The 13534-nt window shown below is 66.5% G+C and carries 11 protein-coding genes and 1 pseudogene; 5 read left to right on the top strand and 7 right to left on the bottom strand.

The annotated features are described in order from the left end of the window. A pseudogene (locus tag ACTHJF_RS10185) lies at positions 1 to 94 on the bottom strand (SMC-Scp complex subunit ScpB); the annotation flags it as partial. A gap of 31 nt (positions 95 to 125) precedes the next feature. After that, positions 126 to 974 carry a segregation and condensation protein A gene (locus ACTHJF_RS10180; RefSeq protein WP_440267013.1) on the bottom strand — a complete coding sequence of 283 codons (849 nt, stop codon included), beginning with the start codon at positions 972 to 974 and terminating at the stop codon, positions 126 to 128. Between the two features lie 817 nt (positions 975 to 1791). On the opposite strand from ACTHJF_RS10180, the gene ACTHJF_RS10175 reads away from it, so the two are divergent. Next, positions 1792 to 2154, top strand: coding sequence for a PilZ domain-containing protein (locus tag ACTHJF_RS10175; RefSeq protein ID WP_440267012.1), 363 nt, complete (start codon positions 1792 to 1794; stop codon positions 2152 to 2154). Between the two features lie 70 nt (positions 2155 to 2224). Here ACTHJF_RS10175 and ACTHJF_RS10170 read toward each other — a convergent pair whose 3' ends face one another. Then, complete coding sequence (locus ACTHJF_RS10170; protein WP_440267008.1) at positions 2225 to 3916, bottom strand: AMP-binding protein; 1692 nt, start codon at positions 3914 to 3916, stop codon at positions 2225 to 2227. Positions 3917 to 3943: 27 nt separating this feature from the next. On the opposite strand from ACTHJF_RS10170, the gene ACTHJF_RS10165 reads away from it, so the two are divergent. Next, positions 3944 to 4486, top strand: coding sequence for a hypothetical protein (locus ACTHJF_RS10165; protein ID WP_440267007.1), 543 nt, complete (start codon positions 3944 to 3946; stop codon positions 4484 to 4486). A gap of 151 nt (positions 4487 to 4637) precedes the next feature. On the opposite strand, the gene acnA is transcribed toward ACTHJF_RS10165, so the two are convergent. Beyond that, on the bottom strand, positions 4638 to 7388 hold the full coding sequence (gene acnA / locus ACTHJF_RS10160; protein WP_440267006.1) for an aconitate hydratase AcnA: 2751 nt from the start codon (positions 7386 to 7388) through the stop codon (positions 4638 to 4640). Positions 7389 to 7576: 188 nt separating this feature from the next. Here acnA and ACTHJF_RS10155 point away from each other — a divergent pair, with 188 nt between their 5' ends. Then, positions 7577 to 8494 (top strand): LysR family transcriptional regulator, encoded by a 918-nt coding sequence (locus ACTHJF_RS10155; protein ID WP_431637603.1) that lies wholly within the window; start codon positions 7577 to 7579, stop codon positions 8492 to 8494. 6 nt (positions 8495 to 8500) lie between these two features. On the opposite strand, the gene hflD is transcribed toward ACTHJF_RS10155, so the two are convergent. The 3 genes from hflD to ACTHJF_RS10140 are packed head-to-tail and all read right to left on the bottom strand — an operon-like array spanning position 8501 to position 10743. Further along, entirely contained in the window at positions 8501 to 9124 is a 624-nt protein-coding gene (gene hflD, locus ACTHJF_RS10150) for a high frequency lysogenization protein HflD (protein WP_440267011.1), read from the bottom strand. 21 nt (positions 9125 to 9145) lie between these two features. Further along, a complete protein-coding gene (gene mnmA, locus ACTHJF_RS10145; protein ID WP_440267005.1) occupies positions 9146 to 10258 on the bottom strand; it encodes a tRNA 2-thiouridine(34) synthase MnmA in 1113 nt (370 codons plus the stop codon). After that, positions 10255 to 10743 (bottom strand): NUDIX hydrolase, encoded by a 489-nt coding sequence (locus ACTHJF_RS10140; protein WP_440267010.1) that lies wholly within the window; start codon positions 10741 to 10743, stop codon positions 10255 to 10257. Before ACTHJF_RS10140 ends, mnmA begins: the two co-directional genes overlap by 4 nt. A 119-nt stretch (positions 10744 to 10862) precedes the next feature. Here ACTHJF_RS10140 and clpS point away from each other — a divergent pair, with 119 nt between their 5' ends. Together clpS and clpA are read left to right on the top strand one after the other, a co-directional pair. Further along, positions 10863 to 11189, top strand: a complete 327-nt coding sequence (gene clpS / locus ACTHJF_RS10135; RefSeq protein ID WP_404636100.1) for an ATP-dependent Clp protease adapter ClpS — start codon at positions 10863 to 10865, stop codon at positions 11187 to 11189. Positions 11190 to 11254: 65 nt separating this feature from the next. Beyond that, positions 11255 to 13528 (top strand): ATP-dependent Clp protease ATP-binding subunit ClpA, encoded by a 2274-nt coding sequence (gene clpA / locus ACTHJF_RS10130; RefSeq protein ID WP_440267004.1) that lies wholly within the window; start codon positions 11255 to 11257, stop codon positions 13526 to 13528. Positions 13529 to 13534 lie beyond the last annotated feature (6 nt).

The following is a 13534-nucleotide window of genomic DNA, read 5'->3' as shown; positions in this document are numbered from 1 at the left end:
CGAGGAACAGCTCGCCCAGCTGCGCCACGGTGAGCGGCTGGCTGGCGGCGAGCAGGGCCGCCTCGATGATCGGTTTGAGTTGCTCGATCTGCATGGCCTGGAGGGTTTTCGGGTGGGCCGGCGCCTTACTCGGCGGCGGCGGAAACCGGCATGTCGTCCGGCAGTTCGGCGCTTTCCTCGGCAAGCGAGGCCTTTGCCTTGATATAGATCGGCGCCAGCGGCGCTTCCTGCACGATCTCGATCAGCATTTCCTTGGCCAGCTCCAGCATGGCCAGGAAGGTCACCACCACGCCGAGGCGGCCTTCGGCTGGATCGAACAGCGTCTCGAAGCGCTGGAAGGCGCTGCCTTCGAGTCGACCCAGCAGTTCGCCCATACGCTGGCGCACGCTGAGAGCCTCGCGCTTGATCGCGTGGTGGCCAAACAGTTCGGCGCGGTGCATCACGTCCTTGAGCGCCAGCAGCATTTCCTTCAGGTCCAGCGGCGGCGGCAGCTTGATGACGTTGCGCTCGCCGGTATCGACCTGCACCGGCACCGTGTCGCGCTCCACGCGGGGCAGGGTGTCAATGTCCTCGGCGGCCTTCTTGAACCGCTCGTATTCCTGCAGCCGGCGGACCAGCTCGGCGCGGGGGTCTTCCTCCAGCCCTTCCTCGCTGGGCGGCCGCGGCAGCAGCAGCCGCGACTTGATCTCGGCCAGGATCGCGGCCATCAGCAGGTATTCGGCCGCCAGTTCCAGCCGCATCACATCGCGCATCAGGTCGATGTAGGCCATGTATTGGCGGGTGATCTCGGCGACCGGGATATCGAGGATGTCCAGGTTCTGCCGGCGGATCAGGTACAGCAGAAGGTCCAGCGGACCTTCGAAGGCTTCCAGGATGACTTCCAGCGCGTCCGGCGGGATGTACAGATCCTGCGGCATCTGCAGCATCGGTTCGCCGCGCACGATGGCCAGCGGCATTTCCTGCTGCTGCGGCATCGACGCGAACACGTCTGGCGCGGTGCTACTGGTTGTCTGAGGCTCGGTTGGCTCAGTGCTCATCAATGCATGTCGTTGGGTCGCCGCCGAAGGCCGGCGGAGATTGCACACGATCGGAACCGGACCCGTCCTGCGGCTCGCGCCGAGGGATGCGGGGCTTGTATGCGCGCCGATAAGGCCGCGCCACGAGGAAACGCTCCTGCTGCAGATGCCCTGCCTGGCCGGTGCCTTGGTCGCGGTGGCGCGGGATGGGCCGGTCGGCGGCATCATCGTCGCGATCGCTTCCAACCGCTGGGCGTCCGGTCCGGGAGATGAGCCACGGTCGAGGCGCGCAAGCCGTGAGGCGTCGGGGACGCTACGGTCGTATCAGTCGGTCGGCGGAGAGCATCGAATGTGGCTCTCGGGACGCTCCCCACTGCCTCGCCGGCAGGATGGCGTCCGTTCTTAACCCCATGAATGACCCACAGCGTAGCGGCTGCGCCGGGGCAAGTCCAGCGTGGCCGGAGGAGTGCCGGCAAGGGCGCAGCCGATCGTGTCGCAAATTGTCGCTCTACGGCACTGCTGGCCATCGCCCGCGTTCGTTGGCCGGTGGCGCGCGTGCGCAACTGCGCATTTCACCGTGCCCAACGGCGCCGTGTGGCGTGGCATGGCAGTTGCTTTGCGATGCTTGTCCCTGCGGGAACTTCGTGCGCCAATGCAGCGCGCCGGCACGAAGTCCACACCCGCAGGCATGGGATAATCGACCGGCATCGCTTCGAGGGGAGGCTGCCGGTATGCAACGGCAGGCTCCGCGGAGCGGGCCAAGCGAGGGAGCATGATGGCGATCGAGAAGAATGCGATTCAGTCCGGGCACGAGCAGTTGCGTCCGGCGCGGATGCGCATCGAGACCACGGTGCTGATGAGCCACGGCGATCAGTCCCATCCGACCGAACTGGTGGACATTTCCGCCACCGGCCTGCTGGTGCGGCGCCCCCTGGGCTGGAAGGGCGAACTGGGCGAGCCGTGGGTGCTGGACATGATCTTCGGCAACGACCTGCACATTCACCTGGAGGCCACGGTGGCGCGCATGTCCGATCACCACATCGGCTACGCCTATTCGCGCATCCCCGAAGACAAGCAGGTGCCGCTGTGGAACCTGCTGGGCGGCTACGCCGATATCCTGGAGCAGTGGCGCAACTGATCGCGCGCCGCCGTGACCCAACGAAAAACGCCCGCTTGCGCGGGCGTTTTGGTATCCGGCCGGTGATGTCTCAGTGGACGGCAGCGGCGGCTTTCTTCTCGTCGCGCAATTCACGGCGCAGGATCTTGCCGACGTTGGTCTTGGGCAGGTCGCTGCGGAACTCGATGAACTTCGGCCGCTTGTAACCGGTGAGGTTCTCGCGGCAGAACTCCTTGAGCTCCTCTTCGGTCAGCGCCGGGTTCTTGCGCACCACGAAGATCTTCACCACCTCGCCGGAGTGCTCGTCCGGCACGCCCACGGCCGCCACCTCGGACACGCCGGGGTGCTGCATGACGATGTCCTCGACCTCGTTCGGATACACGTTGAAGCCGGACACCAGGATCATGTCCTTCTTGCGGTCGACGATGTAGACGTAGCCGTTGGGGTCCATGCGTGCGATGTCGCCGGTGTGCAGCCAGCCATCGGTGGTCAGCACCTTGGCGGTCTCGTCCGGGCGCTGCCAGTAGCCCTGCATTACCTGCGGGCCACGCACCATCAGTTCGCCCACTTCGCCGAGCTGCAGCGGCTGGTTCTCTTCCGACCAGATCGCCACGTCGGTGGAGGGGATCGGCAGGCCGATCGAGCCGTTGTATTCCTTGAGATCCAATGGGTTGATGCACACCGCCGGCGCCGTCTCGGTGAGGCCGTAGGCCTCGGCCAGCGTGCAGCCGGTGACCTTCTTCCAGCGGTCGGCCACCGCGCGCTGCACCGCCATGCCGCCGCCCAGGCTCAGGTGCAGGCGCGAGAAATCCAGCTCGGCGAAACCCGGCGTGTTGAGCAGGCCGTTGAACAGCGTGTTGACGCCGGTCATCGCGGTGAAGTTGGACTTGGCCAGCTCCTTGACGAAGCCGGGCATGTCGCGCGGGTTGGTGATCAGCCAGCTCAGGCCGCCCAGGCGCGTGAACACGAAGCAGTTCGCCGTCAGCGAGAAGATGTGATACAGCGGCAGCGCGGTGATGATCACCTCTTCGCCGGACTTGGCGTTCTGGCCGATCCACACGCCGGCCTGCAGCATGTTGGCGACCATGTTGCCGTGACTGAGCATGGCGCCCTTGGCCACGCCGGTAGTGCCGCCGGTGTATTGCAGGAAGGCCAGGTCCTGGTGGCCCAGCATGACCTTCGGCAGCGCGTGGCGCGCGCCGCGGTCCAAGGCATCGGCAAAGCGCACGGCCTGCGGCAGGTGGAACGCCGGCACCATCTTCTTGACGTGCTTGGCGACGGTATTGACCAGCATGCCCTTCAGGCCGCCGAGCAGGTCACCCACGCCGGTGGTGACGATGTGCTGCACGTGGGTTTCGGCCACCACCTGCTGCACGGTCGCGGCGAAGTTGTCGAGCACCACGATCGCCTTGGCGCCCGAATCCTCCAGCTGGTGCTTGAGCTCGCGCGCGGTGTAGAGCGGGTTGGTGTTCACCACCACGAGGCCGGCGCGCAGCGCGCCGAACAGCGCCACCGGATACTGCAGCACGTTGGGCATCATGATCGCGATGCGATCGCCCTTGACCAGCTTCAGCTCACCCGCCAGATAGCCGGCAAACCGCGCGCTCATGGCATCGATCTCGCCGTAGCTGAGCTTCTTGCCGAAGCTGGCGAAGGCCGGACGATCCTTGAACCGCTCGAAGGCTTCCTCCAGCACCGCGACGACCGACGCGTAGGCGTCCAGTTCGATCTGTGCGGGGACGCCATCCGGATAGTGGTCCAGCCACGGACGCTCGTTGCTCATGGTGATCCTTGTGCTCCTGGTGAGAGGATGATCGCTGCGGCGCTCGGCCATCGACACGACGAGGCATTGGAGCATACGCTCGCGTATAGCGGCAAGCCGCGCCGCAACGAGTTCGAGGCCGTGTCGATGCTGCTCCGGAACGCCCTGCGCATACCCTTTGTTGCTGCCCTTTGCATGGCTGCGATCGCCTGTCATCGCACCCCGGCCGAGGACGCCGTGAGGCAGGCGGTGCAGGCCGCCGAACAGGCCGCAGAGCAGACCGATGCCAGCGCGTTCGCCGATCGTCTCGCGGAGAACTTCACCGGCAACGCTGGCGAGGTGGACCGGGCGCAGCTGGTCAATCTGCTGCGGCTGGCACACCTGCGCCACGAGTCCATCCACGTGCTGATGGGGCCGGTGACGGTGGAGTCGCGCGGCGACCGCTTCGTGGCCAGTTTCACCGTGACCCTCACCAGCGGCGGCCGCCTGTTGCCCGAGGACATGGGCGTATACGAGGTGGAGAGCGCGTGGCGCCGTGAGGGCGACGAATGGGTTTGCTATTCGGCGACGTGGAAACGGCCGCTCGATTGATTTGTTGCAAGCGCAGCGAGGTCGCACTGTGACTGCGCGCCGTGACCACGATGCACGGGCCGAGGCGATAGCGTCTGGCCAGGTCGGTCGGCACAAAGAAAAACGCCGCCCGGGAGGGCGGCGTTTTTCATCGAGCATTGCTGGGCGGAACTCAGGCCGCTTTTTTGCTCGCCAGCTGACGCAGCACGTACTGCAGGATGCCGCCGTGACGGAAGAACTCGCGCTCCTTCGGCGTGAGCAGCATGACGTGCACCTGGAAGGTCTTCTTGCTGCCGTCGGGGGCGGTGGCGACCACGGTCGCTTCCTTCGACTCGCCGCCGTCCAGGCCGGTGATGTCGAAGATCTCCTTGCCGGTCAGGCCCAGCGACTGCGCGTTCTTGCCGTCCTTGAACACGCACGGCAGCACGCCCATGCCGACCAGGTTGGAGCGATGGATGCGCTCGAAACTCTCGGCGATCACCGCCTTCACGCCCAGCAGCAGCGTGCCCTTGGCCGCCCAGTCACGCGACGAGCCGGTGCCGTATTCCTTGCCGGCGAGCACCACCAGCGGGGTGTTCTCGGCCTTGTACTTCACCGCGGCGTCGTAAATCGCCATCTGCTCGCCGGAGGGCACGTGCAGGGTATAGCCGCCCTCCACGCCGTCTAGCATCAGGTTCTTGATGCGGATGTTGGCGAAGGTGCCGCGCACCATCACATCGTCGTTGCCGCGACGCGAGCCGTAGGAGTTGAAGTCCTTCGGATCGACGCCCTTGGAGATCAGGAAGCGGCCCGCCGGGCTGTCCTTCTTGATCGAGCCGGCCGGCGAGATATGGTCGGTGGTGATCGAGTCGCCGAACACGCCCAGCGCGCGGGCGCCGTGGATGTCTTCGACCGTGCCCGGCTCCTTGCTCATGCCATCGAAGTAGGGTGGGTTCTTGATGTAGGTGGAGTCGTCCCACTGGTAGACCGAGCCGTCCGGCGAGGCGATCTGGTTCCAGCGGCTGTCGCCCTTGAACACGTCGGCGTAGTTCTTGTTGAACATGTCCGCGTTGATCGAGCCGGCGATGGCGTCGGAGATCTCCTGGTTGGTCGGCCAGATGTCCTTCAGGTACACCGGCTGGCCGTCGCTGCCGGTGCCGATGGCGTCCTTGGTGAGGTCGATGTCCAGCGTGCCGGCCAGTGCGTAGGCGACCACCAGCGGCGGCGAGGCCAGGTAGTTCATCTTCACTTCCGGATGCACGCGGCCTTCGAAGTTGCGGTTGCCCGACAGCACCGAGGCCACCGCCAGATCGCCCTCGGCGATGCCCTTGCTGATCTCGGTCGGCAGCGGGCCGGAGTTGCCGATGCAGGTGGTGCAGCCGTAGCCGACGATGTAGAAACCGACCTTCTCCAGCTCCTTCAGCAGGCCGGTCTTCTCCAGGTAGTCGGTGACCACCAGCGAGCCCGGGCCGACCGAGGTCTTCACCCACGGCTTGGCCTTGAGCCCCTTGGCGGCGGCCTTCTTGGCGACCAGGCCGGCGCCGAGCATCACCGCAGGGTTGGAGGTGTTGGTGCACGAGGTGATCGCGGCGATCACCACCGAGCCGTCCTTCAGCTCGAAGTTCTCGCCGTCCTTGGACACGCGTACCGAGCCCTCGTCGACGCTGTTCGCCTCGTTGCCGATGGCGGTTGCGCCGCCTTCGTTGGCGAAGCGAGCCGATTCGCCGTTCTTGGTCTTGCGGTTGGCGGTGAGGCCGCCCACCACGTCGTGGAAGCTCTGCTGCACGCCTTCGAGCAGCACGCGGTCCTGCGGGCGCTTGGGGCCGGCCAGCGACGGCTTCACGGTGGCCAGGTCCAGCTCCAGCGTGGTGGTGAACGTCGGCTCGACCGAGCTTTCGTCATGCCACATGCCCTGGGCCTTGGCGTAGGCCTCGACCAGGCCGATCTGCTCGTCGCTGCGGCCGGACAGGTGCAGGTAGTTCAGCGCTTCCTGGTCGATCGGGAAGATGCCGCAGGTGGCGCCGTACTCGGGCGCCATGTTGGCGATGGTGGCGCGATCGGCCAGCGGCAGGTGCTTGAGGCCGTTGCCGAAGAACTCGACGAACTTGCCCACCACGCCGAGCTTGCGCAGCATCTGGGTGACGGTGAGCACCAGGTCGGTGGCGGTCACGCCCTCGTTGAGCTTGCCGGTGAGCTTGAAGCCCACCACCTGCGGAATCAGCATGGAGGAGGGCTGGCCGAGCATGGCCGCCTCGGCTTCGATGCCGCCCACGCCCCAGCCGAGCACGCCGATGCCGTTGATCATGGTGGTGTGCGAGTCGGTGCCGAACACGGTGTCCGGGTAGACCCAGCTCTGGCCGTCCTCGTCCTTGGTGAACACCACGCGGGCCAGGTGCTCCAGGTTCACCTGGTGCACGATGCCGGTGCGCGGCGGCACCACCTTGAAGTTGTTGAAGGCCTTCTGGCCCCAGCGCAGGAAGCTGTAGCGCTCCTGGTTGCGCTCGAACTCGATCTCGACGTTCTTTTCCAGCGCCGATTCCGAACCGTAGGCATCGACCTGCACCGAGTGGTCGATGACCAGTTCTGCCGGGGCCAGAGGATTGATCTGGGTGGCGTCGCCGCCGAGTTTCACCACCGCGTCGCGCATGGCGGCCAGGTCGACCACGCAGGGCACGCCGGTGAAATCCTGCAGCACCACGCGCGCAGGCATGAAGGCGATCTCGGTGTCCGGCTCGGCCTTGGCATCCCACTTGGCGATCGCCTCGATCTCCTTCGCCGTGACGTTGACGCCGTCTTCGTGACGCAGCAGGTTCTCCAGCAGAATCTTCAGCGAGAAGGGCAGGCGCTTGAGGTCAAACTGCTGGCCCAGCTTGGCCAGGCTGGCGAACTGGTAGCTCTTGCCGTTGGCCTGAAGGGCGTCGCGTACCGAGAATGAATCTTTCATGGGGAACTCCTGGCTGGAACCTGCGGCTGGGATGGGGTCGATCCCCGCAAGCGGTGGATCAAAGACAGTCGATTATCGCGCAAACGTCCGACGCCCGCGAAACGGGCGGGCGACAACAAGGAGCGCGACGCGGACCGCGCCACATAGGATGATGGACGCCTCCGGGGCGAACAAACGCATATGACGACATGCAGCATTCGATGATTTCGAGCAGCCTCGCAGCGGTTTCGCTGCGCGACCTGGCGCTGGTGCAGGCGGTGCATCGGCACGGCAGCTTCAACAGCGCGGCGCGGGCGATGCATATCAGTCCATCTGGGCTGTCGCATCAGGTGCAGAAGGTGGAGCAGGCGCTGGGCGGCCCGGTGTTCGAGCGTGGCGGGCGGAAGATCGTGCCGACCGCTGGAGGTCGTCGTCTGCTCGAGCAGATCGACGCTGTGCTGGCCGCCGCCGAGCACCTGCAACAGGTGGCCCGGGCCGGCAGCGTCGCTTTCGGCGGCGAACTGCGCCTGGGCGTGCCGGCCTCGCTGGGGCCGTACCTGCTGCCGCACCTGATCGCCCCGTTTCCGCAGCATTTCGCCGGCGCGCGCCTCAGCTTGTCCGAAGGCAAGCCGCGGGGCCTGCTGCGACGCCTGCACGAGGGCGAACTCGACGCCGTGCTGGCGCCGCCGCCGGCTACCGCACCCAGTGGCATCGCCAGCCGGCCGCTGTTCTTCGAGCCGTGGGAAATCATGCTGCGCGCGGATCACCCGCTGGCCGGCAAGCCGACGGTAGCGCTCAGCCAGCTCGATGCCGGGGACGCCACGGTGATGGCCGAATACCACCCGGACGGCGAGCCCGCCGCGGGCCAGGTGCAGGACGTGAGCCTGGAAAGCCTGGCCGCGCTGGTCGAACTGCGCGGCGGCTACGCGCTGGTGCCGGCGCTGGCGCGCGACCGGCTGGCATCGATTCCTTCAGTGACGCTGGCGAAGATCCGCGGCCCGGCGCCGGGGCGGGAGATCGCGCTGTACTGGCGCGAGGCGACGCCGTGGCATGACGACCTGCAATCCTTCGCCGAACTGCTGCGACAGATCGCGCGCCGCCGTCCGGGATTGCGCCTGCTCGATTAAGCCGGCTCAGCCGTTGTCCAGCGTGGAGCCGGTGAGCAGGCCGCGCGCCAGCATGGCGCATTGCTTGCGATGCACCAGCAACTGCCACTGGCGTCCGCCGACCTGCCGCCACAGCACCGCCGAGCGCACGGCAGCGAGCAGGCAGGTGCGTACACGCTCGACGATCGCGTCCTGCTGCAGCATCTGCGGATTGCCGGTGACCATCACGCGCGGCTTCAGCCGCGACAGCGTGGCGACATACAGAGCCGCGAGCCGGCCGATCACCTGCGGCGAATAGCGCCCGAAATGGTCCACCTGCCGCTGCGCCGCAAGCAGGCCCTGCTGCAGTTCGTCGCGCTGGGCGGCGTGGTGGGCCAGCGCGCGTTCCAGCCGCATCACGGTGATGGCCATGCGGGTGATCGCCATGTCGCTGGAGCTTTCTTCCAGCTGGGCGATGAGGGTGCGCAGGCCCAGCCGCAACGACGCGGTGCGGCCGTAGACACCGACCACCGAGTCGGCGTCGATGCGGAACACGCTGTCTACGCTGGCTTCAAAAGCCGCCTCGTCGCAGCGGCCCTGGTTGGCCAGCTGCTGGGCCAGCGCGGTGGCCTGGAACAGGCCGGCGAGGCCGAGCACGCGCTCTTCGGTCATGGCAAACAGGCTGGGCACGACTCACGACTCCGGGGAAACAGGGGAAAGACCGCCGAACGGCGCGTCGGTGGCGGCGATCACCGCGCCACCGAGGCACGCGTCGCCGTCGTACAACACCACCGACTGCCCCGGCGTGACGGCGCGCTGGGGCTGATCGAACATCACCTCGACCCGCCCGTCGCGACACACCACGGTGCAGGCCTGGTCGGTCTGGCGATAACGGGTCTTGGCGGTGCAGCGGAACTGGGCGTCCGGCGCGTCGCCGGCCACCCAATGCGGGTCATCGGCCAGCAACCGGGTGGACTGTAGCCAGTGGTTTTCGCCGCCCTGGGCGACGATCAGCACGTTGTTGGCGACCTGCTTGCCCACCACATACCACGCCTCGCCGCTGGCGCCGTGACGCCCGCCGATGCCCAGTCCCTGGCGCTGGCCCAGCGTGTAGTACATCACGCCCTGGTGCTTACCGACCTCCCGCCCCTCGGGCGTGCACATCACCCCGGGTCGGGCCGGGATGTACTGGCTCAGGAATTCGCGGAAATCGCGCTCGCCGATGAAGCAGATGCCGGTGGAATCCTTCTTCGCATGGGTCGGCAGGGCCGCCTCGCGCGCCATCGCGCGCACCTGCTCCTTCGGCAGGTGGCCGATCGGGAACAGCGTGGCGGACAGTTGCGCCTGGCCCAGCGCGTGCAGGAAGTAGGTCTGGTCCTTGCCGGTGTCGGCTGCGCGCAGCAACTGGAAGCGCCCGTTCCGCTCTCGCACCTGGGCGTAGTGGCCGGTGGCGATCTTCTCGGCGCCCAGCGCGCGCGCCTCGTCCAGGAAGGTCTTGAACTTGATCTCGCGGTTGCACAGCACGTCCGGATTCGGCGTGCGGCCGGCGCGGTATTCGGCCAGGAAGTGCTCGAACACGCCGTCCCAGTATTCGGCGGCGAAGTTGCGTGCATGGAACGGGATGCCGAGCCGGCCGCACACGGTGACGGCGTCCTTACGGTCGGCGTCGGTGGTGCACGGGCCGGTGCGCTCGTCCTCCTCCCAGTTCTGCATGAACAGGCCTTCGACCGCATGGCCGGCCTGCTGCAGCACCAGCGCGGCGACCGAGGAGTCGACGCCGCCGGAGATGCCCAGCATCACCTTCACGGGTAGGGATCCCCGTCGAGCAGGCTGCCCACCAGCGACAGCGGATGGCGCTGTCCGGCGAGCCAGGCGTCGATGCTCATCAGCACCAACGGGCTGCGCAGGCGATCGCCCAGCGCGGCGATTTCCGCCCGGGTGAGCCACAGCGCGCGGCGGATGCCGCTGTCCAGCGGACGCTGCGGGTCCTGCGCCAGCGCCCGCGCGGCGAAGCTGAAGCGCACCACGCCTTCACCGTGCTCATGGCTGCGCCACTGGTGCATGCCGATCAGGTGCTGCAGTTCCACCGTCCATCCGGTTTCCTCCAGCGTTTCGCGCACGGCGGCGGTGAGCAGGCTCTCACGGTCGTCCAGGTGTCCGGCCGGCTGGTTGTAGGCCAGTCGGCCGCCGACTTCCTCCTCCACCATCAGGTAGCGGTCGCCGTCCGCGACCACGCAGGCCACGGTCACATGCGGTCGCCAGACGGATGAGGGGGCGGCGGTGGAAGACATCAGGCAATGGCCCTGCGGCACTGGAAAAGCGCTCATTGTGCCATCACCTCTCGCGGGGTCGCCAAAGCCGCATCCCCCGCGGCGTACAATCCGTATCAACAGGCAGGCACATCTTTTCTATGGCAAATCAACCCGAACACGAGCAGGGCACCGGGCACGGTCTCGCGCTGGAACCCTCCCGACCGGAGGTGGCGCGACCGCCGCTGTATCAAGTTCTGCTGATGAATGACGACTTCACTCCCATGGATTTCGTGGTAGAGGTGCTGCGTGGCTTTTTCGGCATGGATCAGGAAAAAGCGGTGCAGGTAATGCTCCACGTGCATACCCGCGGGCGCGGTGTATGCGGCGTGTTCACCCGGGAGGTGGCGGAGACGAAGGTGACCCAGGTCAACGAATATTCACGGGCACATCAGCACCCACTGTTGTGCACTATGGAAAAGCTCTAGGCGACCCCATTTTGGCGTCATCGCGGCAGTCAAGCCGCTTGCCATCTACTCGGGAGACGGTCCGGATGTTCAGCAAGGATCTCGAAGTCACCATCGGCCAGTGCTACAAGCAGGCGCGCGAGCAGCGTCATGAATTCATGACGGTCGAGCACCTGCTGCTCGCCCTGACCGACAACCAGTCCGCCGTTGGTGCCCTGCGCGCCTGTGGCGTCGATCTTCCGCGGCTCACCGTCGAGCTGGAAAAGATCATTGCCGAGACCGTGCCCGTGCTGCCACATGGCGACGAGCGCGACACGCAGCCCACGCTGGGGTTCCAGCGGGTGCTGCAGCGGGCGGTCTACCACGTGCAGTCTTCCGGACGTAAGGAAGTGACCGGCGCGAACGTGCTGGTGGCGATCTTCGGCGAGAAGGATTCGCACGCCGTGTACTTCCTGCATCAGCAGGAAATCACCCGGCTCGACGTGGTCAATTACATCTCCCACGGCATCGCCAAGATCGGCGAGGAGCCGTCGGCCGGTGCGGGCGGCAATGCCGATCGCGAGGCCGAGGAGGGCGGCGAGGGCAAGGGCAATCCGCTCAGCGAATACGCCAGTAACCTCAACGAGTTGGCGCTGGAAGGCAAGATCGACCCGCTGATCGGCCGCACCGACGAGATCGAGCGCACGATCCAGGTGCTGTGCCGCCGCCGCAAGAACAACCCGCTCTACGTCGGCGAGGCTGGCGTAGGCAAGACGGCGTTGGCCGAGGGGCTGGCCAAGCGCATCGTCGACGGCGAAGTCCCGGAGGTGCTTGAGAGCGCCACCATCTGGTCGCTCGACCTTGGCGCGCTGGTGGCCGGCACCAAGTACCGCGGTGACTTCGAGAAGCGTCTGAAGGCGGTGATCGGGCAGCTGAAGAAGCAGCCGGGCGCGATCCTGTTCATCGACGAGATCCATACCATCATCGGCGCCGGTTCGGCATCGGGCGGCACCATGGATGCGTCGAACCTGATCAAGCCGATGTTGGCGTCGGGTGAGCTGCGCTGCATCGGCTCGACCACCTTCCAGGAATTCCGCGGCATCTTCGAGAAGGACCGCGCGCTGGCCCGTCGCTTCCAGAAGATCGACGTGGTGGAGCCGACCGTGGCCGACTCCATCGAGATCCTCAAGGGCCTGCGCTCGCGTTTCGAGGAACACCACGCGGTGGCCTACACCAACGAGGCGCTGAAGGCGGCGGTGGACCTGTCGGTCAAGCACATCCCCGACCGTTTGCTGCCGGACAAGGCGATCGACGTGATCGACGAAGCCGGCGCACGCCAGCGCCTGCTGCCGGAAGACCAGCGCACCAACACCATCGACGTGCCCGAGGTCGAATACATCGTGGCCAAGATGGCGCGCATCCCGGCCAAGCAGGTCTCGGCGTCGGACCGCGACGTGCTGAAGAACCTCGAGCGCAACCTGAAGATGGTGGTGTTCGGGCAGGACCAGGCGATCGAGGCGCTGACCGCGTCGATCAAGATGGCACGCTCGGGTCTGGCCGATCCGTCCAAGCCGATCGGCAGCTTCCTGCTGGCCGGCCCCACCGGCGTGGGCAAGACCGAGGTCACCCGCCAGCTTGGCATGCAGTTGGGCATCGAGATGATCCGCTTCGACATGTCCGAGTACATGGAGGCGCATTCGGTGTCGCGGCTGGTCGGTGCCCCTCCGGGCTACGTCGGCTTCGACCAGGGCGGATTGCTGACCGAGGCGGTCACCAAGCACCCGCACTGCGTGCTGCTGCTGGACGAGATCGAGAAGGCGCACCCGGATGTGTTCAACATCCTGCTGCAGGTGATGGACCGCGGCGTGCTTACCGACACCAACGGGCGCGAGGCGAACTTCAAGAACGTCATCGTGGTGATGACCACCAATGCCGGTGCCCAGCAGGCATCGCGTCGCGGCATCGGCTTCGTCAAGCAGAACCACACCACCGACGCGATGGAGGTGATCCGCCGCATGTTCACGCCGGAGTTCCGCAACCGCCTGGACGCGATCATCCAGTTCAACTCGCTGGACTTCGATCACATTCTGCGTGTGGTGGACAAGTTCCTGATCGAGCTGGAGGCCCAGCTGAGCGAGAAGCACGTGGCGCTGGACGTGGACGCCGGCGCCCGTCGCTGGCTGGCCGAGCACGGCTTCGACCCGCAGATGGGTGCCCGTCCGATGGCTCGCGTCATCCAGGAGAAGGTGAAGCGGGCGCTGGCCGACGAGCTGCTGTTCGGCAAGCTGGCCGACGGTGGCAAGGTGAAGCTGGGTGTGCGTGACGGCGAGCTGGTGGTGGAGACCGAGGCGGCCGAGAAGCTGCCGGCGGTGGTCGAGTAGGACAGC

Source organism: Dyella sp., assembly GCF_051962475.1.
Lineage (GTDB): Bacteria > Pseudomonadota > Gammaproteobacteria > Xanthomonadales > Rhodanobacteraceae > Dyella_A.
The sequence above is the reverse complement of the archived record's forward strand: the minus strand, read 5'-3'. Positions and strand labels throughout refer to the sequence as shown.

Coding starts and splice junctions, on each gene's coding strand:
- ACTHJF_RS10180 (WP_440267013.1), bottom strand. CDS start 974: ATGCCGCAGCAGCAGGAAATGCCGCTGGCCATCGTGCGCGGCGAACCG.
- ACTHJF_RS10175 (WP_440267012.1), top strand. CDS start 1,792: ATGGCGATCGAGAAGAATGCGATTCAGTCCGGGCACGAGCAGTTGCGT.
- ACTHJF_RS10170 (WP_440267008.1), bottom strand. CDS start 3,916: ATGAGCAACGAGCGTCCGTGGCTGGACCACTATCCGGATGGCGTCCCC.
- ACTHJF_RS10165 (WP_440267007.1), top strand. CDS start 3,944: ATGATCGCTGCGGCGCTCGGCCATCGACACGACGAGGCATTGGAGCAT.
- acnA (WP_440267006.1), bottom strand. CDS start 7,388: ATGAAAGATTCATTCTCGGTACGCGACGCCCTTCAGGCCAACGGCAAG.
- ACTHJF_RS10155 (WP_431637603.1), top strand. CDS start 7,577: ATGCAGCATTCGATGATTTCGAGCAGCCTCGCAGCGGTTTCGCTGCGC.
- hflD (WP_440267011.1), bottom strand. CDS start 9,124: ATGACCGAAGAGCGCGTGCTCGGCCTCGCCGGCCTGTTCCAGGCCACC.
- ACTHJF_RS10140 (WP_440267010.1), bottom strand. CDS start 10,743: ATGTCTTCCACCGCCGCCCCCTCATCCGTCTGGCGACCGCATGTGACC.
- clpS (WP_404636100.1), top strand. CDS start 10,863: ATGGCAAATCAACCCGAACACGAGCAGGGCACCGGGCACGGTCTCGCG.
- clpA (WP_440267004.1), top strand. CDS start 11,255: ATGTTCAGCAAGGATCTCGAAGTCACCATCGGCCAGTGCTACAAGCAG.